Below are 24050 nucleotides of genomic sequence, written 5' to 3' on the forward strand. Positions count from 1 at the left end.
ATACCTATCTATATAAATAAGAAGCTATTCCTTGCCCCCCTCCCACACAAAGAGATGCAACCCCCTTATGTTTGTTATTAATTTTCATAAGACGAGCCAGAGTTAATAAGATTCTTGCCCCACTAACCGCAAACGGATGCCCTAATGCAATAGCTCCTCCCTTAACATTAATATTACTATCTTTTATATTATACTTTTTATACAAAGCTTTTAAAACACTTAAAGCTTGAGCTGCGAAAGCTTCATTTGTCTCAATAAAATCAATTTCACTAGGGATTAAACTAAATTTCTTTATTATCTCATCAATAGCAAGATATGCTCCAAATCCCATATGAAGAGGATTAAGCCCTACACTTTTAAATCCACCAATATAAGCTAAAGGTTTAATGCCCATCCTCTGGACAACATCTTCACCTGCCAATACTAAAAAACAAGCTCCATCGTCTAAACTAGAAGAATTACCTGCAGTAACAGTTCCCCCTTCTTTAAAGACTGGCTTTAAAGTTGCAAGTTTTTCTAAAGTTAAATTATCTCGTATCTCCTCATCACTAGATATAATATTCTTAAGCTTTGTTTTCTTATCAACAACTGATAAAGGATATATTTCATCTTCAAAATATCCACTATCTCTTGCTTCCTTCGCCTTCATATGTGAATTATATGCAAACTCATCCTGCTCTTCTCTTGTAATCTCATACATTTCCGCCAAATTCTCTGCCGTAAGCCCCATAACAGTACCACTCAGAGTATCTACTAAGGCATCTTTATATATTGAATCTTCTATCTTAAAGTCTCCAAATTTTAAACCATCAAATCTTACACCTCTTGGCAAGAGATAAGGTGCATTACTTAAATTCTCAACGCCTCCAGATAAAACAATGTCACTATTCCCAAGAACAATAGAGTTAAAAGCAAGCTCTAAAGATTTAAGTCCTGAACCACATACCTTATTTACAGTATAAGCAGGAGTACTTTCACTCAAATTCGCTCTTAAAACAATTTGTCTAGCTATATTTTGCCCAAGTCCTGCCGATATCACATTTCCAATAATAACCTCATCGACATTATCAATATTATTTCTTCCAAGTAAAGCTTTAATAATGCCTGAGGATACATCAATAATGTCCATCCCCTTCAATACTCCTCCAAACTTAGTAATTGGAGATCTAAGTCCATCAACAATTGCTACTTTCCTCATTTAAAACCTCAAATAAAAATATTTTTCATTTATATAATAACAAAATATTACTATAAAAAAATACAGCTTAAATTATTCATAATAATTAACAGAAAGCATTTTAAATGCTACCTATTTAAACCTAAATATTATAAAATATTTCACTAAGTGTGCTTAACAAAATTTCATATAAACATAATAATGACAATCCTGACCATTAATGCTTATTCTTACAATTATTCAATAAAATATAAAAATGACAGAGTTGACAAATACCACTTTGAATCACTAAATGACGGTTTTGGATTCTCATTTAGCGACTTCTTTGATGACCTTAGAAGTGGTTCTCTTATATTTACCCACGAGTCAAAATATAATTTCATAATAAATGCAGAAGCCCACATGTTAACTTTTAGAGGATACAAAGATGACCCAGAACATCTTAGAAAAAGAGTTGATCTTTTTGAAATTGGCTTTATGTATTATTTTCCATTCTTAATTCAATCAGGAATAAAATATTTTGGAGAAATTAACATAGGCATTGGCATTAAAAATCTACTTTATGGAAACTGGGGTGGAAGATTAATGCAACAATTAGTACATTTTGCTCTAAGACAACACCGGCCATTTCCTAAAAATTATGACAACTATAACTACAGAGGATTCTTAAGTTCAGCAATAAACTATTCCTATATGAGATTCTTAAATCTTGAAACTTATTTTGACTTATCCTACTTTATGGATTATTTTGTTAAAACAAGTATTGGAATGGACTTTAGAAATGAAGCTATCGGGCTTGAAGTCCAACTCTTTTATCAAAATCAAAACAAAATACATGATATAGAAACATATGCAAAAGTACAAAAAGCAGAGAATGGAATCGGGTTTCAATACAGACTTTATTCTAAAAATCTTTTTACAACAAATAATCTAAATTTAACAAATTTTTCAAATAAGGAAGATTACTTAAGCGTGGGGGGTTTTGGAATAACCTTAACCCAAGAATATGAAAATAACTCGGACAATGTTTTTCATACTCTAAATCAAAATTTTTCTCTTGGTTATGAACTTATGATTCCAATACAAACAAGAAGTTTGATATATTACAAAATCATTCCTGAATTACAGTATTACTTTGCTATTGCAACAAATTATGATATTGATATAACTGAAACAAATAGTTTTGCAAATAGATTTTCATCTGGAATAAAATACGAATTATTTACAAAAGGCTTATTTGCACTATACATAAGCTCTGGAATATTTTTGTCTTATAATAAAGATAATAAAGACGTTAAATCTATTTACAGGCCGATAAAAATAAAAGATACACTTAACATAGGACTTGAATTAGAGCCTGGTGTATTAATAGAAACATTTAAATATAATAAAGCAATATACAATCTCAAAATATTTACAAAAATTAATTATTCTTCACTTGTTTACAACATAGGTACTAACAAATTAGATAAGCATAAATTAACTTTTCATTACATTGGAATTGGTGTGGAAATTAAAACTTAAACTTTTCTATATTCAACACAGTATATTAAATGCAATCTCATAACAAAATTCTAATATTCATTCTCATTATCTTTATTAACAAAGCTAACAACATGAGGCAAAAACAATATATCAACTCTTCCCGTTGGTCCATTTCTATGTTTTGCAATAATAACCTGAGTTTGTGCTGCTGGCGTCTCTTCGCCACCACTGCTTTTTAAATCTTTATCTCTATGAAGCAATATAACAATATCAGCATCCTGTTCCAATGCGCCGGACTCTCTTAAACTTGCAAGATTAGGCTCTCTTCCTTCAGTATCCCTTGTAAGTTGAGATAATGCAACAATAGGTATTTTAAGCTCCCTTGCAAGTTCCTTAAGCGCCTTACTAATTGAAGCTACTTGCTCATGCCTTGGTAGATTCTTAGCTTCAAGCGAAATAAGACTAATATAATCAATAAATATTATATCTACACCAGAAAATTTCTTGAGCTTCCTAGCTTGAGTCGCTAGCGCTAACAAACTCATATTGGCAGTATCTGCGATATAAAGCTCAGCATTACTAATATCGTTTGCCACAGCATTTAATGCCTGAATTTCACGCCCAGACAAAATGCTATTTTGAACCTTAAAACTATCAATATTTGCCATAGACGCCATTATTCTCTTTATTAAAGCATCTGAAGTCATTTCAAGAGAAAAAAAACCTACCTTATTTCTTTTATCACTTCTTAACGCAATATTTGATGCAATATTTAATGCAAAAGCTGTCTTACCAACACTAGGACGAGCACCTATAATAATAAAATCGCTATCTCTAAAACCTCCTATAAGAGCATCCACTTTTCTAAACCCACTTAAAATTCCAAAATTAGCCTCTCGCGTTTTCATGCTTCTCTCATATATTTCAGCATGTACTCTTTCAACAACAGCTTTTGCATGATGTAAATTTTTATTAGAATAATCTAGGTCAATTGAAAGAACCTGTCTTTGCGCTTCTTCCACAAACTGGTCAACTTTTTTTGTAGAATCATTTGCCAAATCATTAAGCTCTCTAGAAATTTTAGAAACATCTCTTCTAATGCGATATTCTTTTATAATTTTTGCATGAACATTTATTGTTTTATCTGTCGGAAGATATCCCGACAAAAGACTTAAATAATCTTGCAGTCCCGTTAAAGTTTTAAAATTACCTAAAAGCTGAGACTTAGGCGTTAAGGCAGATACTTCTTCAAAGACAGTTATTGGATCAATATTTTCCCTCTTTTCATAAAGAGAAATCATAGCCCTAAATATCATTTGATGCGTATTATTATAAAAGTCATCTGACTTTAAATACAGAGAAGCTTCTTCTAACTTTTCCGGGTTATAAAATATACTAGAAATGACTGCTTTTTCTGCCCCATCATTAAAAAAAAGCATAGGAGCATTATTTACAGAAGCAAAAGCCACAAGCTATTCCTTTTATTAAGCTTCCTTTTCAACTCTCTTAGACTTTTTAAGAGTATTTTTTTGCTCTTCCTTCTTTATCTCAACCTTAATAGTAGCATTAATACCCTCATAAAGCTTAATAGTTACATCATAGACTCCAAAAGTTTTTAACATACCATGATGTACATCGATTTTTCTCCTCTCAATTTCAAATCCAAGCTTCAAAAGTTCATCAGAAATATTTGAACTATTAATACTGTGGAATAACTTTCCACCCTCACTAGATTGCATTACAAATTCTAACTTAACAGAATCAAGCTTTTCTTTAAGTTCAAGAGCTACCCTTCTCTTAGTATCCTGTCTCTTAAGTATTGACCTCTTCTTCTGATTAAAAATATCAATGTTATGTTTATTTGAAAAAACAGCAAACCCTTTTGGCAATAAATAATTTCTTGCAAAACCATCCTTTACATCAACAGTATCGCCTTCTTTGCCAAGATTAATAAAATCTTCCTTTAAAATTACTTTCATGATTTCTCCTCAATTATATCTATCTCTTATCTCTTCACAAAAGGAAGTAATGCCATATATCTAGCTTTCTTTATCTCTAATGCAAGTCGCCTTTGATGTTTAGCAGAAGTACCTGTAATTCTTCTAGGCAATATTTTCCCTTGTTCCGTAATAAATTTCTTAAGGAAATCAAATTCTTTAAAATCCGGAACTCTGTCCATATCACAAAACTTACATACTTTTTTCTTAAAAAATCTAAAATTAGGATTTTTTTTAAAACCATCCTGATGTCCATCAGACCGTGAATCCCTCTGATGGTACTCTCTATCTTTATACATAAACTAAAACTCCTAAAAAGGTATATCCTCATTAAAACTGTCATCAAAGTCAATATCCTTAAACGTATCTGACTTTTTATAACCTTCAAATCCAACATTATTTGTATTCTGAGTAGCAGGTAAAGCTCCAAACATTTGAAGATCATCTACTAAAACACTAATCTTACTTCTCTTATCTCCAGTATTTCTATCCTGCCAACTCTCATATTTTAAAGAACCACTTACTACAACCTGCTTTCCCTTCTTAAGAAAAGCACTAAGACTCTCTGCTCTCTTTGAAAAAATAACACACTCAAAAAATTGAGCATGATCAATCCATTCATCATTTCTTTTCATTCTTCTGTTATTAGCTAACCCAAACTTAAGAATAGCCATTCCTGTTTCAGTGTAAGTAAGCTCAGAATCCCTAGTAAGTCTACCAGATAACACTAATGAATTAATATCTGCCATCTAAATTTCCTCAAACTTCTTTAAGCTCAGCATTAACATTAGTTTCTAGTGACTCCTTCTCTCTATTATCTCTAAATTCTCTATAATTTCTTCTCTTAACTTTCTTAGTATTAATCTTTTTATTAATCTTAACCAAGATCATATATCTTAACAAATTTTTAATAAGCTTCAATTGTACTTCAAGCTCTCTTAAATTATCCCCTTCCATTTTAAATTCTATTATTTCATATCTACCACGCTCTTGCTTCTTAATAGGATATTCTAATACTCTCTCCCCAAGAGAACTTTCAACAATATCACTAGCATTAAAAGCTACTAACTGCTTACGAACCTCTTCTAAAGCCGCCTTATATTCAAGTTCTTCACTCTTAAACAAAAAGCAAGATTCATACTTTCTTATCATCCTAACTCCTTATGGTCTTAATCGCATCACAAATCTTTACATACTTGTGATAAAGGTTATTTAAGTAGTATATAAGAGTGTTTAACTTTTTTCAATATTGAAGAAAAATCTCTTTAAAGAAATTTTCCAAAACAATTAAAAGACTCTCCTTTACTATTTTTGTTAATTACAATAAATAAATCTACTAAGAAATCAATATTTTAAATACATTCAACATAAATTTTAGTCATCATCTTCCTTATTAAGTTTATAAAGTTTTCCTGTCCCACCTTTCTTTTCAAGCTTGTCATCTTCTTTCATTTCAATATAAGCTTTAATTCCCTGTTTCACATGATCAGAAGCAACAACAACACTAGCTCTAAAAAGGCTTTTGGGACAATAATTTTCAATTGCTTGTTTTATATAATAAACATGAGTTCCATAAGCAATTCTAATCGTATTATCATTTGTAATAATATTTAAAGCTCCTGTTTCTTTAAGTAAATCCTGAGATACAAGTTCTGGACTAAACACAACAAATCTTAGATCCGTTGATACAATATCAAGTTCTTGTATATTATCAAGACCTCCAAGCCCTTGTACTATAAGATGTGCCATTCCAATCCCTTCCACTTTTCCTTCATTTCCCCCAAAAAATGGCTCATCAACACCAAAAAGCTGAAAATCAAAATAATTATAAAGCCATTTAAAAGTAAAATAATATAAACCAAAAAACGCAACTCCTAAAGGCAATATATAAATCCAATTTGTCTTATCATGTCCTTGCAATATCCCAAACATACAGAAACCAAAAAATCCAGTAGAAAATGTAGACCCAATTGCAATATTAAACATATTGGCAATTAGTAACGCAAGTCCCGTATAGATAGCATGAACAAAATAAAGTAAAGGTGCCGTAAAAACAAATAAAAACTCTAAAGGCTCTGTAATTCCTGTTAAAAAAGCAGTAAGAGCACCTGAAAAAAGAAGAGATGCAATTTTACTCTTGTCGTCATGAATAATTCCCCTATAAACCCCAAATGCTGCTCCAGGTAATCCAAACATAATAGAAAGATAAAATCCACTTCTATACCTAGCAAGACCTGAGTAAAATTTAGTAAGCTGTGGGTCTGACAACTGAGCATAAAATATATTTTGAATACCACCAATAGTTTGGCCATTAATCACTTCCGTTCCCCCCAATGAAGTAAAATTAAAAGGAAATGTAAGAATAGAATGCAGGCCTAAGGGAACAAGTATTCTGTTTAACATCCCATAAAGGAAACTACCAAAATAATTAAACCTAGAAATAAAAAATCCACAAGAAGTAATTACTTCATCAAGATTTGGCCAAATAAAAGAAAATATTATTCCTAATAAAATACAAAAGGGGAAAACTACTATAGGAACAAATCTAAACCCAGAAAAAAAACTAAAAGGTAATGGCAACTGAACTCCACAAAATCTATTATGTAAATACCCAACTAAAAGTCCAACTAGTAAAGAACCAACGATACCCGTATTTAAAGTTTGGATGCCAAGCACATTGACTTGTCCAATAGAAGACATCAAACTGGGATCAACAAGCTCTGAAAACATATCAAGAATATAATTTTCAGTAACACTAAAAGTCAAATATCCAATAAGTGCTGAAAGTGCAGCAGGACCCTTTTGAACTCTTGCAACTCCAACAGTAATTCCTACAACAAAAATCAAAGGAATATTTAAGGTAATAATATTCCCTGCAGTCTTCATAAGACCTAAAATACTCTGTAAAATACTATTATCAATGTAAAATAAATTAGAAGGATTTGACATCACAGATCCAATTCCAAGCATTAAACAAGAAATTGGCAAAACAGAAATTGGCAAACTTATTGCATTTGCAAACTTCTGTATCTTTGCAAATCTAAGAATTTTTAAAAAATTTATCACCTCAATCCTCTCCATTCAAAAATTTAAAACAATATCATTATATAACTTTTTTGGAAAAAAGTTATATTTTTACAAAAATTCAAGAATAAAATTACTTATACAAATGACAAAAACCTCAATGTTACCTTTCAACCAAACAGCTATTTTTATTTATGCTTTTCACTTGAATTATATTTTTTTTGAATTAATAATGACTGAATGGAATGCAAATTCACTCTTATAAAAGAATAAAAAGAAGGAATAGATTCATGTTTGTAAAAGATAAAATCCCCAAGTTGCATGGATATCAAGTGCCTCAAAATGAATTATTTAGTGCAATATCTCATCTATTTGGAATTATTTTATCAATAATAGGAACTACTATTCTTATTACTCTATCAATTATCTCAAAAAAGTATTTTTATGCAGTAGTATTTTTTGTTTATGGACTTTCAATGATACTACTATACACAATGAGCACTCTTTACCATATTTTCTTAAAGGGTAGTAAAATAAAAAAAATTTTTAGAAAACTTGATCATATCTCCATATTTATATTAATAGCAGGAACTTATACTCCACCTTGTCTAATTCTTATACCAAATATTTATGGAAAAATAATTCTTTTGACTGTTTGGTTACTTGCTATTTCAGGCATTATCTTTAAATCAATCTACATAAACAGTCCTGGCTGGTTTAATGGACTAATATTCATACTTATGGGATGGGTAATTATGTTTGGGTTCAAATCTATTTACAATGCTCTTCCTTTCAAAGGACTTTTATGGCTAGTTCTTGGAGGTATTCTTTATACAGTAGGAGGGATAATATATGCAATAAGTAAAAAATTTAATCCAATAATAGATATGAGAATACATGATGTTTTCCATATTCTAATATTACTAGCTTCATTTTCTCACTTTTGGTTCATGTTAAATTATGTACTGCCTATTTAAGTTTACCTTAAAATATTACTCACATCATTAAAAAGTCCCAAAATAAAAAGCCCCAATACCAAAAAAATACCAATGCCGTAAAAATAATAAATAAATTTTGCTTTAAATCTTTTTCCACGTAAAATTTCAATTAAGGCAATTAAAATTTGACCTCCATCAAATATTGGAATTACAACAAAAAATAAATTCATCCCAGCAACTAGCAAATTAAAAAGAGCAATAGTATTAAGCCAATATAAGATTCCAAGAGAAGAGGAGCTAGAAAGAATATTAATAATCCCAACAGGTCCTACAACATGTTTAGAGTTCTTTTTTAAATTCATTAATAATTCAACTATAGAATATAGAATATCACCTAAAATCCCTAAAACTCTATTAAAAGAATTTACAATAGCAATCCCAATATTATCTGTCTTAACTATTCTTTCCAAACTAGGCAAGAAATAAACTCCTAAAATTTTTTTCGTATCCTGAAATACCAATTTTGAAGCCAAAATCTCTCCATTTCTATCATATTTAATCTCTACCATATCAACATCAAGATTCATAATGAAATTATGCAACTGCTTATTATTACTTAAAATAACATCATTAATGCTTACTATCTTATCATATGCCTTCAAACCTGCAACTTCAGCTGGAGAGTTTGGTTCAACCTTAGAAATAACAAGATCTACCCAAGGGCTAACTTCCTTGAAAAACTTTTCTAGATTTAAATTTTCTTCAAAATTAACTTTTTCATTTTCCCTTAAAACCGTAAAAGCTACTCTAGCATCCTCCACAGGAATCACTCGCTTTAAATCGGAAAAATAAATTATATCGCTATTATTAACACTTAAAATAATATCCCCATCTCTAAATTTACTTAAAGCATTGTTATTTACAACAGTTATTTTGTTAGCATAATCAAGAGATACAATTCCTATCATATCTATTGCAATAAAAATAATAAATGCCATAATTAAATTAAAAAGAGGGCCTGCAAAATATATTAATATTCTCTTAAAATTAGAAATACCAAAAATAGAGTCTTTATCTGCCTCAATCTCCCTGTTTAATTTAAGCTCATTTTCTAAGTGTTCAGCTCCCTTAAGTTTGCAATATCCTCCCAAAAAAATAGGAGAAAATCTATATTCTGTATCCTTGATTTTAAACTTAAAAATGCTAGGGCCTATTCCAATAGAAAAAACTTCAACTTTAACCTTAAAAAGCTTTGCAAATAAAAAATGACCTAATTCATGGATGAATATTATTAAAGTAAAACCCAAAATACTAAGCAAAATATACATAAATTCCTCCAAAAAGCTCTATGCCAAGCATAAATAAAATATAGGACCCGCTAAAAGAAATGAATCAATTGAATCAAGAGCACCACCTCTACCAGGGATAATATTTCCAGAGTCCTTAACTGATGCACTACGTTTAAGGCCAGATTCAAACAAATCACCTACAATAGTAAAAAATCCCATTAAAATACCAAAAATAACAGCTTCTCCATATGTTAAACTTATTACTCCTAAAAATACTACAATTATTGCAACAAAAACGGAAAAGAATATTCCACCCAAAAATCCCATCATCGTTTTATTGGGACTAATAATTGTGGGTCTATAGCTATTTTTTCCAAAAAAGTATCCAACAAGATAAGCAAAAGTATCATTGCCACTCACCATAGAGAAAAGTATTAATAAAAGAATAGGAGCTTTTGGTAAAGTCGTAATAGCAACAATAAATGATATTAAAATACCAGGATATATAAGTATAAAAATTATTGAAGTGGCCTGCGATAAAAAATTAACAAGTTCATGCTCCTTAATGAAAGCTAAATTCACAATCCAATTGCTAAAAACCAAAGTTATAACTAAATAAAATATTATGTTGATACCTAAATCAAAAATATTAAAATGTACATATGTCAAAATTGGAGGCGATATTCCTAAAAAGAATGCTAAAGTATTTGAAATAGAAGAAGACTTAGCCTTAAGTAAATCATTAACTTCCTTAGCAGAAATCCCACTAAAAATAAAAATTAAAATATTAATAAATAAATAATTTTTAAACTCCAAAAATATTAAAAACAAAACTAAGGGTACAAAAAATAAAAATGTTCCAAGTCGCTTAATGAATGCTAACCTTCTAGCCTTAAGTTTAAACAAATTTCTATCTCCCAAAATTTCTTTTCCTTTTTTTAAAACATCTTAAATCTTTATCATAATGAGAAATAGAATACTCTGGCCATAAAATATTTGAAAAAATAAATTCACAATAAGCAACTCTCCATAAAAAAAAATTACTTATTCTCATCTCCCCTCCCGTACGTATTAAAAGATCAAGTTCACAAAGCTCTGGATTGTCTAAAAATTTTTCAAATTCAACTTCATTTAAAGGTCTAAGTTTTAAATCACTCTTCAGTATTTTTTCAACAGCCCTAACTATTTCATTTCGCCCGCCATAATTAATGGCTAAATTTAAAATAAGCCCATTAAAATTTTTAGTAAAATCAACAGCATCAATAATTGATTCCCTTACTCTCCCTTCTAAAGCCTCAATATCTCCGGAAACTACTATTTTTATATTATTTTCACTATAAAATTCAAATTCAGAGCTTAAGTAATTAGTAATTAAAAACATTAAATACTCTATTTCATACTTTGTTCTGTTCCAGTTTTCTGTAGAGAATACATAAAGGGACAAATATTTTATACCTAGTTTAACAGAATGTTTAATTATGTCCTTAGCTCTCTTTAAACCTTCTTTATGTCCTTCAAGTAAAGAAATACCTCTCTTTAAAGCCCATCGCCTATTACCATCCATGATGATTCCAATATGCATCGGAAGAGAATCTCTGTCCATAAATTTAAACTTCCATGATCTCTTTTGTTTTTAAATCTAAAATTTCATCTATTCTTTTAATATAAGAATTAATACCTTTTTGCACATCATCTAAAATTCGCCGTAAATCATCTTCCGTAATCTCAGAGTCTTTTTCTTGACTTTTTGCCTTACTATTTAACTCCTGCCTAACATTTCTAGCCATAACCTTATATTCCTCAGCTATCTTTTTTGCCTGTTTTACTATCTCTTTACGTCTCTCAACAGTCAACGCAGGAACTTTAATTCTAAGTACAGATCCATCATTTGAAGGATTCATAGAAAGGTCTGAATTAAGTATAGCCTGCTCTATTTTACCCAATAAACTCTTATCCCAAGGCTGGATTACAACAAGCCTTGCTTCTGGAATACTAATATTAGCAACTCTAGTTAAAGGAGTTTTTTCTCCATAGTAATCAACCAATACTTTATCAAAAAGAACACTGCTTATCCTACCTGTTCTTAAAGATTTATATTCATTCTCAAGAGACAAAAGAACTTTATTCATTTTTTCGTCCAATAAAGCCTTATATTCCTCCACTCAAGCCTCCTTAAACCTAAAAGGACAATATCAAATTATTACCCAACACCTAAATATTTAAAATCAATTATCTCTACCCTGCTTAAAATTAACTTTGAAATTTCTTCAACCTTTTCTTTAACAGTCAATTTATCGTCTTTTACAAAACTCTGTTCTAAAAGAGAAATTTCTCCCAAATGCTTTTTAAGTTTTCCAGACACTATTCCCTTAATTATATTCTCAGGTTTTCCACTATTTTCCATCTGTTTAATAAATACCTCTTCCTGCTCCTTAATATAATCAGGACAAATATTATCAACACTTAAATAAAGCGGAGCAAAAGCTGCCACATGCAAAGCCAAATCCATAGCAAGACCATTCAACCTCTCATCTCCTATTTTCACAGCATCATCAACTCTTAATTTAACAAACACACCTATTTTAGACTGTTCACCGTGAAGATAATTCTTAACAAGTTCATTAGATGAAATATTTGTAATATAAATCTTCTTTACTTGAATATTTTCTTTTATCGTAGCTGCTAAATTCTTAATTTCATGTTCTTGTTCTTCATTTAAAGAATCTTTGCCATTTTCAACTAAATTTTTTATTAAAGAATTTCCAAAAGCCACAAAATCACTATTCATAGCAACAAAATCTGTTTCACATGAAATAAGTAAAAGACCTGCTCTCTCTTTATTTGCATAAGAAAATACTCGACCCTCTTTCGCGTCTCTATCACTTCTCTTATCGGCCGATGCTATTCCCATCTCTCTAAGTTTTTTCTTGGCCAATTCAAAATCACCACCAGCAACCTCTAAAGCTTTCTTACAATCACCAAATCCAGCCCCAGTTGCATCTCTAAGCTTTTTTACCTCTTGAGGATTAACACTCATATTATTCTCCTTCTACTCTTCTATTTCTTTTTCAGTACCATTCTTAACTTCAATTTCATTCATCAAATCTTCTTCATTTAAATTCTCAACTATTTGAATCCCTACTTCCTTATCACTCTCAAGGATGGCATCAGATATGATTTTGGTAAATAACGCAACAGAACGAATTGCATCATCATTCCCTGGAATCGGACAGTCAATGACATCTGGATTACAATTTGTATCAACAACTGAAATAATAGGAATACCAAGTTTTCTAGCCTCATTAATAACTATTTGTTCTCTTTTAGGATCAATAATAAAAACCGCACCAGGAAGATCCTCCATATCCTTAATCCCCGTCAAATTCTTAGCTAATTTTAACTTTTCACGATTAAGTTGAGAAACTTCCTTTTTGCTAATCATATCAAAAGTACCATCAATTTCCATCTTCTCTAATTTTTTTAGCTTCTGAACTGATTTCTTAATAGTATTAAAGTTTGAAAGCATCCCCCCAAGCCATCTATTATTCACATAAGGCATCTCACTTCTTTTAGCTTCTTGTTCAATTATTTCACTTGCTTGCTTCTTAGTTCCAACAAACAAAACCTTCTTACCACTCTTTATCACGCTTTGAACAAGTTCATAAGAATCCTTAATTCCTTGCAAAGTTTTTTGCAAATCCAAAATATGTATTTCATTCCTCTCAGAAAAGATAAACCTCTTCATCCTTGGATCAAGCCTTTTTACCTGATGTCCAAAATGAACTCCAGCCTCCAAAAGACTCTTCATAGTAATAACTGCCAAAACAACCTCCTAAATCCTTCTCTTTTACTCACTACCTAAATAGCGGATATTATTTTTTCTCTAATAAGAATATCATAAAATAAACCAATTGGTAAGCCTATTATATTTGAATAACTACCATTAATATATTCAATTAAAATATCTGCAACACCATTCTTAAGACTGATTCCCCCCGACTTATTTCTCCAATATCCAAGTGCAACATAATGATGAACAACATCTGGAGTTAATTCTTTAAACTTAATAAATGAAACCTCACAGGCCTTGACTATTGTCTCTTTTACTGGAATAAATATACAAAAACTAGTTTCTATCTCAACAAGTTTGTTACTATATCCCATTATTTTACTAAAAGCTTCTTTTTCATCTTTTATTTTACCAATATAATCAAACTCATCTCTTAACAAAGTATCAACCGTAATTAAACACTTTTCCTTACCATATTTTTCAATGGCACTAGAAAGCTTAAGAGTAGCTATTTTCTCCGTAGCATCCTTCTCTTTACTTTTTATTATTAAATCTTCATCAACTTCAACACTAAGAGACAAAAAATTAATTTTTAAAGCTTCTAAAAACTCTGCTCTAGCAAGAGAATTCGATACAAGAACTATCTCAAAGTTCTCCTTATAAATCATTTTTATTTCTCTCAGAAAATCTTAATAAAGATACAAAAACTATTGAACCAATAATTGGAAATAAATAAAACAAAAAATCTATTTGTCTATTATAATAATCAGAATAAAAAAGAGATATAAAAAATAAAAATAAAATGCCTCCTAGAAAACTTATAAAATAAACTAATAAAAATCCAAACTTTAATACACCAAAAAAAACAACAAAAAAACTCACAACAAAAGATATAACAATATTAGTCAAAATTAAATGAAAAAAAAATGTTATCATGATTCACCTTTAACTAAGTCTCTAATCTAAAACTATCTAAGCTACCTATATTTAAAATAACACTATAAAAATCATCTTCTATAACATTACCCACTGCCATAACAAAAATTACTAAGTTATACTTAGGAGAAACATCTCTTGTGAAAAAATCATTGCTAATATGCTTAAGATCCAAAGGCCTCTGATCAACATCTAAAACTTTACTCTTTTTAAGAGCTTCAGAAAATTCAGCATATAAGCCATCAACAACATAAGATCTATATATAGTTCTAATATCAGAAATAAGAGGTGCAGAAGAATCACTACCCTTCCTTATACTAATAAAAGCTGACCCAGGAGTGCTTTTTCTTAAATCTTCAAAATTAAGTTCAAAATATAAAGGAAATTTTCCATCAATCCAACTTTTATCTAATTTCACAGTTGGTCTCCCTGAAAAACGCTTATCATGTAAATTTATCTTATAAAATCCTCTATTATTAAACTCAGTGACATTATTAAAAACTCCCTTCAAAGCATCAAAATCCTTTTGAACCGTCTTTGAAAAACTATCAGAGTGATAATTTGACCCTTCAGGATAAAATTTATAATAGATATCAAATCCTCTAACTTTAGAAGTATTTGGTTTATTAAAATATCCAGAAGGTAACAAAAAAGCAAGAGTATCCCTAGATGCTCTACTATCGACCTTAATAGGAGAGTCAACTATCGCAATATCCTCGATTCCACATCCTAAAAATAAAAAAAAACTTAATATACTCCCAAAAATTTTTATCATTTTACAATAAATAAAACTGAATCATTTAAGCTGTAAAAGCTTATTCTTAGCTATATTCACATATAAATTATTTTCATAAGAAAATTTAGAAATTTGATCATATATATCTATAGCCATATTTTTATCTCTACCTTCAACTATTAAAGCTTTACCAAGCAAAGCTTTAACCTTAATAAATTCAAACTTTGTCTGTTTAATAATGCCATCATACACCAACAAAGCATCCTCTATTTGTCCCATTTTCTCATAAATTACAGCTTTATTAATATAAGCTATCTCTCTTTCAATCCATTTTGACTTAAGGACAATATCTAAATCATCAAGAGCTTCCTTATATAAATTCTTGCTCTGAAAATAAGTAGACCTTGCAAGATAAAATCTTGGCAAAAATTCATATGCAACATCCGTTACCTTATTTATAGATTCCTCTATTCTAAGCTCTATCTTATTTTTTCCCTCACTATTTTTTTCCCTTAAATAAAGATTTAAATCACTCTCAAGCTTTTCTACTATTTCTCCTCCTGTCTTAACATAATCCACATCCATAGAACTATAAAAAACAGCTATAATACCCACAAAAACAATAACTGCAAGAATTCCTATAAAAACCCTACCCTTAAACATCCGCATTCCTCTTCAGTAGATTTTCAAATGGCTTATAAGACTCCTCGTCATCTTCCTTAAACAAGTAAGAAGAAATTTCTTCTCTTGATTTTTGACTCTTATATTCCCTATAAGAAAGCAAAACCAATTTATTCTTAGAGTCAATATTTGTTAATATAACTTTAAGTTTATCTCCAACATTCAAATTGTCAAAAGTATCCATGCTAGATTCTTTAGTATCTCCAAGTTGTATTTTACTAATAAATCCCATTATTTTATTATAAACTCTTACTTGAAGTCCCTTCGATTTTTTCTCAACAACTTCTACCTCAAGAGAATCACCCTTTTTGTAACTCCTAGCAAAATCATCCCAAGGATTCTCTTCCAGTTGTTTAATTCCCAATTTAATGTTTTGTTTCCTTGCATCAAACTCAATAACTTTTCCACTAATAGAGCTTCCCAATTTAAAGTAATCCTCAGGATTAATGTCATCTACCCAAGAAATATCAAATTTGCTAATATATGCATCTATGCCCTCTTCAATATTAACAAAAGCACCTGTCTTTGTAATATTCTTAACAACACCTTGAATAACTTTTCCAACAGAAAATCTCTCATCCAAATTATCCCAAGGATTTCCATTAACTTGCTTAATACCTAAAGATATTCTTTGATTTTCCTTATCTATCTCTAAAATCTTAACTTCTATAATCTGACCAATCTTAACCACTTCTTGAGGACTCTTTATTACTCTTACCCAAGAAAAATTACTTACATGCAGAAATCCCGATACCTCACTATCAAGCTCAACTACAGCACCAAAGGGTAATATTTTGACAACCTTTCCCTTTACAATGCTTTCAACCTTATATCTAGATTCAATAGAATCCCAAGGATTTGTCTTTAAAGCTTTAAGAGACAATTCCATCTTTGCTGTCTTCAAGTTTAGCTTGATGATTTTCAATTTTAATTTATCACCAACATGAACAAAATCCTCAATATTTTCAACACGAGTAAAGGCAATATTCCTTTTATTCAATATTCCTAAAACAAATTCATTAACCCTTATGATAGCTCCATAATCTATGATTTTCTCAACAACCCCATCAACCACATCGCCCTCATTATAAGAACTAACAAACTCCTTCCTCTTTTCAATCTCTCGTTCCCGTTCTAAAGTCCGCCTATCAAGTATAAGTCTCAAACCATCAGTCTTACTTGCCTCAATAACATAAAATTCAATAATTGAACCCCTCTTTAATTTCTCGTCTCTAGACTTAGAACTTAAATACAATGGCAGAAATCCAGTAGTATTTTCATTAATCTGAATCTTATATCCACTTGGCATCTCAAATAAAACCTTACCCTTAATTACTTTTCTATTTGTAATATATTCGTCAACCTTGTCTTGAAAACTCAGAGAGTCAAGCTTTTCTACACTAAGAATCAAGCCCAATTCTCCCCCTATTCTAGTAACCACCGCATCAATCTTATCTCCAATATTTGGAATATTCTCAAATTCATCAATCCTAATAAAACCTTCAGATTTATAACCAATATCCACAAGTACATAATCTTTCATAATATTTACAACAATACCAGAAACATTACTTCCAAGATCCACCCTTTCAAGAACCTTCAGATAATTTTCTTGTAAATCTTCTTGATTTTCCATGCTCACCTCTCTATACATTTTTTCAAATTCAAAGTCTTTATAATACTATCACATACATCATCTAAGGATTTATAACTTGTATCAATATAAAAAACATCTTTAGCTAATTTCAATCTACCATACTCTTTATTCTTATCAATTTCATCTCGTCTTTCTAGTGCATGCTCTAACTCATTCAAAGCCATATCTCCATTTCTTTGTTTATGTCGCCTTAAAGCACGAACTTTAACAGAAGCATCCACATATATCTTAAAATCTGCCTCTGAAAAAACCACAGTAGTAATATCTCTACCTTCTATTATATAATTATCATCCCCTAATTTAACTATTTCTCTTAATTTTTTATTCACAATCTTCCTAACACCTATATAAGAAGAATAAAGTGAAACTTGCAAATCTATCCTCTCATTAAAAATATGCTTTACAACACTTTTATCATTAAGCAAAAAATCAACACCATCAAACTTGATATCATTTTGAGAAATAAGTTCTAAAATTTTGCTCTCACTAAGTAAATCGTATTCATTTAGAGTAAACTGTTGAGCAATTAAAGTTATTATTCTATAAAGATAGCCAGAACTAATAAACTTAAAACCTAACCTCATTCCTAATTCTTTTGCAATTGAACTTTTCCCTGAAGCCGAAGGACCATCAATTGCTACAATCATTTCACACTCCTTAAAAGTTCCGTCTTTAATTTATCAACTTTAATTAAAGGAATAATTCTAATTTGTCCCTCTTTTAAATCATTTAATTTAATATTCCCTATTCTAATTCTATGAATTTTTTTTAAAAAAATATTTCTACTTAAAAAAACTTTACGAATTTCTCTATTCTTACCTTCTGTTAAAACCAATTTAGCAGAATTCTTATTAAGCATTACATAAGATTTTAATCTAAAAGTTTCTCCGTCTATTCTTATTCCACGCTTAAAATCAATAAGTAAATCCTCATTAATATCCTTTTTTGACTCGATAACATATTCCTTTTCTACTGCATTTCTTGGATGAACAATATTATTTGCAAACTGCCCATCATTAGTAAAAAGCAAAAGTCCAGAACTCTTAAAATCAAGCCTACCCATTGAAAACAGCCTCTCCTTAAATAAAGGCTGAACCAAAGATATTGCCAATTTTCTTCCACTTGGATCAAAATTAGAACATAAATAATTCTTAGGTTTATGAAGCGCTATATAAAGTTTACTTTCAATTCTGGATTCTTTAAAAATAAACACACGACCCTTACACTCTACTCTATCTCCTAAAATTACTTTATCTCCAAGCTTTGCAAGCTTTCCATTGATTTTCACAAAATTTTTTCTTACAAGATCTTCGCAACACCTTCTTGAATCTACTCCTTTTCCCGCCAAAAAAACATGAACTCTAAGCTCCTCAATCCCTACTGTCAATACTTTCCTCATTTAAAATTAAACTTTCTATTTAACCATATAAATCAATATGTAATAAAGATACCTTAAAGAGGTCTCAAAAAAATCTCTTTAAGATATCAATAAAAATTTAAACTAATTCTCTTTTTCTTGCTTAACATTCAATTCTCTAACTCCAAAAGAATCTTCAGTAAAATTTTCAAAAATTATCTTTCTAAGCTTACTATCAAGTTCATTAACTAGATCTTTTTCTTTAACAAGATAATTAACAACACTCTCTCTTCCTTGTCCTAATTTATCATTTCCCATAGAATACCAAGAACCCGTTTTTTGTATCAAACCATATTTAACTGAAGCGTCTAATATACTAGCTTCACGAGAAATACCTTTCCCAAAATAAATAACAAGCTCTACTTTACGAAACGGAGGAGCTACTTTATTCTTAACAACTTTAACTCTTATTTTATTGCCAATAACATCATCAGAAGAATTTCCCGTAACTTGATCAATTTTCCTAACCTCAAGGCGAAGTGAAGAATAAAATTTTAAAGCATTACCTCCAGTAGTAGTTTCTGGATTCCCAAACATAACACCTATTCTCATTCTTATTTGATTAATAAACATAATACAAGAATTAGACTTAGATAGTATTCCCGTAATCTTCCTTAAAGCCTTACTCATCAACCTCGCTTGAAGTCCAATATGAGCATCGCCCATCTCTCCATCTATCTCTGCCTGTGGTGTTAAAGCTGCAACAGAATCGATAACAATTAAATCAACTCCTCCACTTCTAATTAAATATTCAGCAATTTCGAGCGCCTGTTCTCCTGTATCGGGCTGACTAAGCCAAAGTTCATCAATATTCACACCCAAAGCTCTTGCATAAGCAGGATCAAGAGCATGTTCAGCATCAATAAAAGCCGCTATACCGCCACCCTTTTGAACTTCAGCAATAGCTTGAAGAGTTAAAGTAGTCTTACCAGAAGATTCAGGCCCAAATATCTCTACTATCCTCCCCTTAGGATATCCTCCAACACCCATCGCCTCATCAAGCAAAATAGAACCACTCGATATACTTTCTATTCCCCTGCCCACAGGAGATTCTCCCATCTTAATAAGACTTCCCTTTCCAAAATCTTTTTCTATTTGAATCCTAGCAAGCTCAATAGCTTTCTCTTTATTCAACTTATCACTACTCATACCATTCTCACTAGCTTCTCTTTGATTCTTTAACTTTGACATTTTATCTCTTCTAATTTATTCTAGCAGCCTCTATTTTTTTTACACAATACCTAAAATGAGTATCATTTATCACAAAATCAAGATGGTCGCCTTCCTTAGCATCTAATAAATTTTCGCCAAAAGGAGACTTATAAGAAATAATACCCTCATCTGGATTTGACTCCCAAGGTCCAAATATTAAATAAGATTCTTCCTCCTCTGTATCCTTGTTAAAAATGGTAACTTTTGTTCCAAATCCAACAACAGAGCTTTGAAGCTCCTTAGTATCAATAACCTTAGCCACATCTATTTCTAACATAAGAGAATTCATTTTCTTTGTTAAAAATTGTTGTCTTTCCTTTGCAGAGTGATACTCCGCATTTTCCTTCAAATCACCAAGTTCACGAGCTTTCCCAATTTCTTTCGAATTTTCCGGTATCTCCACATCCTTTAAATATTGCAACTCCTTTTGTTTTCTATTTAAAGAGCTCAAAATAGTTAAAAACCCTACTTCAACTTTATCCCCTGACACCTGAATTTTCTCATCTTCAAATTCAATATCATCAAACACAGTCCTTATTGCAGTCTTAATGGCTAAGAGATCCTTTGGTGGAAAATCTTTTATATAAAAACAAGTCATATATAATCTCTTAGCAAGTTCTTCATCCATAATTTCACTTAAAACTGTACTAAGATATTTATCCTTAATCAAAAGATTAATTACCATCTTATAAGTTCTCTTATTAGCAACAGAATTATTTTTATTATTAATCTTAATAATACTATCTGTTAAAATCTTAACTAAATTTATCAACAGCTCTGAATCAGTATATTCTAAATTAAGAGAGTAAGAACTATGGTGTTTTAAAAGCCAAATGTATGCGTCTTTGTGTATTTTATAATTCTTTATAACATAATTAAAAAGTTGTTCCGCCTCTCCTATATCTTCCTTATAAAGAGCATCAATTAATTTTTTGTTAACAGCATAAGGAAAAAGTCTTTTATAATAAACAACCCAATTAGCCAACTCTTCCTTAATTAAGGATACTAACTCTCTTTTAATTTCTGCATTTAAAATTGAATCAAAAAGATCTACTATATCCTTAGAGTATTCCCTTAAGAGAACCTCCAAATTAATATCCTTCTCAATATTAACCTTCAAAGCAAGTTCACTCTCAGAATTTTTTAAAGACTTAAGTATTACATAAGAACTTATAACATGATGATCAACTTTTGTAAAATTATTTACATAAATTAAAAAATAATTAAGCATTTCCTCCTCAACATGTAAATTCCTTTCAACACCACTGACATTGCAATAGTTCATAAAAATTTCATATCTCTTATAAAAATCCTTCTCTACTTTAAATTTATCATAAACTTTTTCATTAAAATTAGAAGCTCTCTCGTTATATATATAACAATCAATTTTGCCAGATGCCATTACAAAATGAGGATTATCTTTTAAAATTTGCTTAGCTTTAATACTCCAAGCATTCCACACATTTTGAGTCATTAAACTTGGAACAAGCTCTTTTTTTATTCCCTTAAGATCGATTGATTTATAGCTTTTAATAATAACCCTTAATGCCCATTCAACATCTCTTTTAATATTTTCTATAAGTTCTTCCTTTGGCTTAATAGCCTTTAAAACTCGTATATCTTCTTTTTCAAGGGGGGACAGAGCAGATATAGCCATATCAAAACTAATAAAATGCCCCCGCTTAGATACAAAATCCACCACAATACCCTGTTCATTTACTTCCTTAACTATCCCAACAGACCAAGTTTGATGATATACAAAATTGCCTTTAGCAAAAAATAAATATTTTTCAAAATCAGAATAAACATCAACAAAATTTTTATCTAAGTTTTCAATATCCGACTTTTCAAGATACTCCTCAATATTTTTAATATCTTTATACTTCTCTCTTAAAAAAATAACTAAATTTTCTCTTGCTTTCTGATTTTTATTGTCAAGCTTTAATATTCCCTTTAAAATTTCTATTGTCTCATCCACTTTTCCGCTTGCAGAATAGTGCTCATATAAATCTTCATAAAGAACTACAACTTTTTTAAAGCCAAGTTCTTTTTCAACCTTTGCCAGTATAAGAAGAAAAGAATCAAAATCATCAGATACATATCGAGTTAGTTTAGTCCATACTTCCCTAATTCCTGACATCTGTTTTTTTTCAATAAAACGATAAATAGCTTTCCTAAAAAAATATATAGATTTTTGTAGATCAATATTTTCATAATGAGTAGCAAGTTGTCTTACAAAAGTAGTATCATCAACATCAGCCTCAACAATACGAACCCAAATATCTGGAAGTTTATCATTTTCATTATTTTGAGCATATATCTTTGCAAGAGTATAAAGCGCATGTTTATTCTCAGAAATCAAAAGCATTTTATTACATATATGCTCAACAAGAGACCACTTTAAATTCTGAGAAAATAAATCTACAACCGTAAGCAAACTCATATCATTAAGAGGCCTCCTACTATATATAAGCATACCCGAAACATAAAGACCAGCAATACTCTTCTTAACATCTTTTAAATGCTTACCACAAATATCTAAAGCCTCTTCTGTTAAATTCTCAGAAATGATATCTTCTATTAACTCATCTAATTCCTTTATCTTGGTAAGCGAATAATTATTAACAACTATTCTTGTCCACTTATCTTCCTGCAAAACATTATCTAATTTTTCTATAGTAATATTAGACATTAAACTCTCCTAATATCAATTTTATTAAAACTAATTTACATATTGCTGATATATTCCTATATCTATTTCTTTAATATAAGATAAAATTTCATCAATTCGAGCCCGATCTTCTTTTATCCTCACGTAATGATCAATCAGCCAAAAATACTTATTAATAAGTCTTGGAAGCAATATGCTCTCATTTATTGACCTATATGACTTTGCTTTAAGTTCATTGCGCAAACTATAAACAGACTGTTTCAAATGTCCAAGTTCAATAGGTCTTAATTCTCTTTTTATATTAAAAACACCATTCAATGTCCCATAAACAGGTATCCATTCCTTAATAAGAGTATCGGATACATTTCTCTCGCCCTTAATAGCTTCTATTAATTTAAGTATCATCTCAGATTCAAGCGCATCTATATCTATCTTTTGAGGATTAATAAAAAAAGCTTCTCTAAACAATACTTTAGCTTCCTTAATCTCATCAATAAGAGCATAAGAATCTGCAAGCTCAGCCACCACATCTGAATTTTCTTTAGCGTCTCCTAGTATTTGCAAAAAAACGGCTATAGCTTTCTCATAATTGCCCATCCCCTTGTAAGATTTAGCAATCTTTATTAAAATGTCTAAATTTTCTGGTTGTAATTTATATATATTTTTATATATTTCTAGGCACAACTGAAATACAAAATACTTAATTGAATTACGCCCTTGAATAAAATCAAAATTCATTTTCTTTAAATATCTTCTTGCAAAATTGTTCCATTCCCTTATTAAAAACTCAGCTTTCTCATAATCCTTACCTATTCTATCAAGGCTTTCAACCTGACCATTCCAATATACAGAACTTTTTAGAGCTGTTAAAATTTCAATATTATCAAAATCAAGAGAATGTGCTTCTTCCGATTTCATCAAAGCTACCTTAAAGTCACCTTTTCTGAAGTTTAAGTAAATCTCCTTAATTAATTCCGTGATTTTTTCTGATGACACATTCCTACCACTTTATAATTTACATAAATCCCAAAAGAACTTAT

The 24050-nt window shown here is 30.1% G+C and carries 25 protein-coding genes; 2 read left to right on the plus strand and 23 right to left on the minus strand.

Annotated elements, in window-relative coordinates; genetic code table 11:
• Positions 1–4: 4 nt before the first annotated feature.
• Positions 5–1198 (minus strand): thiolase family protein, encoded by a 1194-nt coding sequence (locus tag DB313_RS00560; RefSeq protein ID WP_120103925.1) that lies wholly within the window; start codon positions 1196–1198, stop codon positions 5–7.
• Between the two features lie 180 nt (positions 1199–1378).
• Here DB313_RS00560 and DB313_RS00565 point away from each other — a divergent pair, with 180 nt between their 5' ends.
• Complete coding sequence (locus DB313_RS00565; RefSeq protein WP_120103926.1) at positions 1379–2701, plus strand: hypothetical protein; 1323 nt, start codon at positions 1379–1381, stop codon at positions 2699–2701.
• Positions 2702–2751: 50 nt separating this feature from the next.
• Here DB313_RS00565 and dnaB read toward each other — a convergent pair whose 3' ends face one another.
• The 6 genes from dnaB to DB313_RS00595 form a co-directional block, all read right to left on the minus strand.
• The gene (dnaB, locus tag DB313_RS00570; RefSeq protein ID WP_420808982.1) at positions 2752–4101 is read right to left on the minus strand and encodes a replicative DNA helicase; all 1350 of its coding nucleotides are present in this window, start codon (positions 4099–4101) and stop codon (positions 2752–2754) included.
• Positions 4102–4146: 45 nt separating this feature from the next.
• On the minus strand, positions 4147–4641 hold the full coding sequence (gene rplI / locus DB313_RS00575; protein WP_120103928.1) for a 50S ribosomal protein L9: 495 nt from the start codon (positions 4639–4641) through the stop codon (positions 4147–4149).
• A 26-nt stretch (positions 4642–4667) separates the two neighbouring features.
• Positions 4668–4958, minus strand: coding sequence for a 30S ribosomal protein S18 (gene rpsR / locus DB313_RS00580; protein WP_120103929.1), 291 nt, complete (start codon positions 4956–4958; stop codon positions 4668–4670).
• Between the two features lie 12 nt (positions 4959–4970).
• On the minus strand, positions 4971–5408 hold the full coding sequence (ssb, locus tag DB313_RS00585; protein WP_120103930.1) for a single-stranded DNA-binding protein: 438 nt from the start codon (positions 5406–5408) through the stop codon (positions 4971–4973).
• Between the two features lie 10 nt (positions 5409–5418).
• A complete protein-coding gene (gene rpsF / locus DB313_RS00590) occupies positions 5419–5811 on the minus strand; it encodes a 30S ribosomal protein S6 (RefSeq protein ID WP_120103931.1) in 393 nt (130 codons plus the stop codon).
• Between the two features lie 222 nt (positions 5812–6033).
• Positions 6034–7725 (minus strand): PTS transporter subunit EIIC, encoded by a 1692-nt coding sequence (locus tag DB313_RS00595; RefSeq protein ID WP_174220825.1) that lies wholly within the window; start codon positions 7723–7725, stop codon positions 6034–6036.
• A gap of 248 nt (positions 7726–7973) precedes the next feature.
• On the opposite strand from DB313_RS00595, the gene trhA reads away from it, so the two are divergent.
• Positions 7974–8660, plus strand: coding sequence for a PAQR family membrane homeostasis protein TrhA (gene trhA, locus DB313_RS00600; RefSeq protein ID WP_120103933.1), 687 nt, complete (start codon positions 7974–7976; stop codon positions 8658–8660).
• A gap of 2 nt (positions 8661–8662) precedes the next feature.
• Here the strand turns inward: trhA and rseP are convergent, their stop codons facing one another.
• From rseP to DB313_RS00680, 16 genes are all read right to left on the minus strand, one after another.
• Positions 8663–9949, minus strand: a complete 1287-nt coding sequence (rseP, locus tag DB313_RS00605; RefSeq protein ID WP_120103934.1) for an RIP metalloprotease RseP — start codon at positions 9947–9949, stop codon at positions 8663–8665.
• An 18-nt stretch (positions 9950–9967) separates the two neighbouring features.
• Positions 9968–10831 (minus strand): phosphatidate cytidylyltransferase, encoded by an 864-nt coding sequence (locus DB313_RS00610; RefSeq protein ID WP_120103935.1) that lies wholly within the window; start codon positions 10829–10831, stop codon positions 9968–9970.
• A complete protein-coding gene (uppS, locus tag DB313_RS00615) occupies positions 10821–11513 on the minus strand; it encodes a polyprenyl diphosphate synthase (RefSeq protein WP_120103936.1) in 693 nt (230 codons plus the stop codon). Before uppS ends, DB313_RS00610 begins: the two co-directional genes overlap by 11 nt.
• 4 nt (positions 11514–11517) lie before the next feature.
• Positions 11518–12072 (minus strand): ribosome recycling factor, encoded by a 555-nt coding sequence (gene frr, locus DB313_RS00620; RefSeq protein WP_120103937.1) that lies wholly within the window; start codon positions 12070–12072, stop codon positions 11518–11520.
• 38 nt (positions 12073–12110) lie between these two features.
• Positions 12111–12947: a translation elongation factor Ts gene (gene tsf / locus DB313_RS00625; protein ID WP_120103938.1), complete on the minus strand. Its 837-nt coding sequence runs from the start codon at positions 12945–12947 to the stop codon at positions 12111–12113.
• A 12-nt stretch (positions 12948–12959) separates the two neighbouring features.
• Positions 12960–13733: a 30S ribosomal protein S2 gene (gene rpsB / locus DB313_RS00630; protein WP_120103939.1), complete on the minus strand. Its 774-nt coding sequence runs from the start codon at positions 13731–13733 to the stop codon at positions 12960–12962.
• A gap of 35 nt (positions 13734–13768) precedes the next feature.
• A complete protein-coding gene (locus DB313_RS00635) occupies positions 13769–14368 on the minus strand; it encodes a Maf family protein (protein ID WP_120103940.1) in 600 nt (199 codons plus the stop codon).
• Complete coding sequence (locus DB313_RS00640) at positions 14358–14636, minus strand: hypothetical protein (protein WP_120103941.1); 279 nt, start codon at positions 14634–14636, stop codon at positions 14358–14360. The genes DB313_RS00635 and DB313_RS00640 overlap by 11 nt, the downstream gene beginning before the upstream one ends.
• 13 nt (positions 14637–14649) lie before the next feature.
• Complete coding sequence (locus tag DB313_RS00645; RefSeq protein WP_120103942.1) at positions 14650–15411, minus strand: hypothetical protein; 762 nt, start codon at positions 15409–15411, stop codon at positions 14650–14652.
• Between the two features lie 21 nt (positions 15412–15432).
• A complete protein-coding gene (locus DB313_RS00650) occupies positions 15433–16035 on the minus strand; it encodes a tetratricopeptide repeat protein (protein WP_174220826.1) in 603 nt (200 codons plus the stop codon).
• On the minus strand, positions 16028–17689 hold the full coding sequence (locus DB313_RS00655; RefSeq protein WP_238614502.1) for a 30S ribosomal protein S1: 1662 nt from the start codon (positions 17687–17689) through the stop codon (positions 16028–16030). Before DB313_RS00655 ends, DB313_RS00650 begins: the two co-directional genes overlap by 8 nt.
• A gap of 2 nt (positions 17690–17691) precedes the next feature.
• On the minus strand, positions 17692–18357 hold the full coding sequence (gene cmk, locus DB313_RS00660) for a (d)CMP kinase (RefSeq protein WP_120103945.1): 666 nt from the start codon (positions 18355–18357) through the stop codon (positions 17692–17694).
• Positions 18354–19097: a pseudouridine synthase gene (locus DB313_RS00665; RefSeq protein ID WP_238614503.1), complete on the minus strand. Its 744-nt coding sequence runs from the start codon at positions 19095–19097 to the stop codon at positions 18354–18356. Before DB313_RS00665 ends, cmk begins: the two co-directional genes overlap by 4 nt.
• 114 nt (positions 19098–19211) lie before the next feature.
• Complete coding sequence (gene recA / locus DB313_RS00670) at positions 19212–20318, minus strand: recombinase RecA (RefSeq protein ID WP_120103947.1); 1107 nt, start codon at positions 20316–20318, stop codon at positions 19212–19214.
• A 10-nt stretch (positions 20319–20328) separates the two neighbouring features.
• Positions 20329–23031 (minus strand): transcription elongation factor GreA, encoded by a 2703-nt coding sequence (gene greA, locus DB313_RS00675; protein WP_120103948.1) that lies wholly within the window; start codon positions 23029–23031, stop codon positions 20329–20331.
• Positions 23032–23061: 30 nt separating this feature from the next.
• On the minus strand, positions 23062–24006 hold the full coding sequence (locus tag DB313_RS00680; RefSeq protein ID WP_120103949.1) for a tetratricopeptide repeat protein: 945 nt from the start codon (positions 24004–24006) through the stop codon (positions 23062–23064).
• Positions 24007–24050 lie beyond the last annotated feature (44 nt).

The organism is Borrelia turcica IST7, assembly GCF_003606285.1.
GTDB lineage: Bacteria > Spirochaetota > Spirochaetia > Borreliales > Borreliaceae > Borrelia > Borrelia turcica.

Excerpts from the sequence above, each read along its gene's own strand:
- uppS (WP_120103936.1), bottom strand. The coding sequence starts at position 11,513 with ATGGACAGAGATTCTCTTCCGATGCATATTGGAATCATCATGGATGGT.
- greA (WP_120103948.1), bottom strand. The coding sequence starts at position 23,031 with ATGTCTAATATTACTATAGAAAAATTAGATAATGTTTTGCAGGAAGAT.
- DB313_RS00655 (WP_238614502.1), bottom strand. The coding sequence starts at position 17,689 with ATGGAAAATCAAGAAGATTTACAAGAAAATTATCTGAAGGTTCTTGAA.
- rplI (WP_120103928.1), bottom strand. The coding sequence starts at position 4,641 with ATGAAAGTAATTTTAAAGGAAGATTTTATTAATCTTGGCAAAGAAGGC.
- dnaB (WP_420808982.1), bottom strand. The coding sequence starts at position 4,101 with ATGCTTTTTTTTAATGATGGGGCAGAAAAAGCAGTCATTTCTAGTATA.
- cmk (WP_120103945.1), bottom strand. The coding sequence starts at position 18,357 with ATGATTGTAGCAATTGATGGTCCTTCGGCTTCAGGGAAAAGTTCAATT.
- tsf (WP_120103938.1), bottom strand. The coding sequence starts at position 12,947 with ATGAGTGTTAATCCTCAAGAGGTAAAAAAGCTTAGAGATGCAACTGGG.
- DB313_RS00560 (WP_120103925.1), bottom strand. The coding sequence starts at position 1,198 with ATGAGGAAAGTAGCAATTGTTGATGGACTTAGATCTCCAATTACTAAG.
- rpsF (WP_120103931.1), bottom strand. The coding sequence starts at position 5,811 with ATGATAAGAAAGTATGAATCTTGCTTTTTGTTTAAGAGTGAAGAACTT.
- recA (WP_120103947.1), bottom strand. The coding sequence starts at position 20,318 with ATGTCAAAGTTAAAGAATCAAAGAGAAGCTAGTGAGAATGGTATGAGT.
- rseP (WP_120103934.1), bottom strand. The coding sequence starts at position 9,949 with ATGTATATTTTGCTTAGTATTTTGGGTTTTACTTTAATAATATTCATC.
- DB313_RS00635 (WP_120103940.1), bottom strand. The coding sequence starts at position 14,368 with ATGATTTATAAGGAGAACTTTGAGATAGTTCTTGTATCGAATTCTCTT.
- DB313_RS00640 (WP_120103941.1), bottom strand. The coding sequence starts at position 14,636 with ATGATAACATTTTTTTTTCATTTAATTTTGACTAATATTGTTATATCT.
- ssb (WP_120103930.1), bottom strand. The coding sequence starts at position 5,408 with ATGGCAGATATTAATTCATTAGTGTTATCTGGTAGACTTACTAGGGAT.
- DB313_RS00645 (WP_120103942.1), bottom strand. The coding sequence starts at position 15,411 with ATGATAAAAATTTTTGGGAGTATATTAAGTTTTTTTTTATTTTTAGGA.
- DB313_RS00650 (WP_174220826.1), bottom strand. The coding sequence starts at position 16,035 with ATGTTTAAGGGTAGGGTTTTTATAGGAATTCTTGCAGTTATTGTTTTT.
- trhA (WP_120103933.1), top strand. The coding sequence starts at position 7,974 with ATGTTTGTAAAAGATAAAATCCCCAAGTTGCATGGATATCAAGTGCCT.
- rpsR (WP_120103929.1), bottom strand. The coding sequence starts at position 4,958 with ATGTATAAAGATAGAGAGTACCATCAGAGGGATTCACGGTCTGATGGA.
- DB313_RS00565 (WP_120103926.1), top strand. The coding sequence starts at position 1,379 with ATGACAATCCTGACCATTAATGCTTATTCTTACAATTATTCAATAAAA.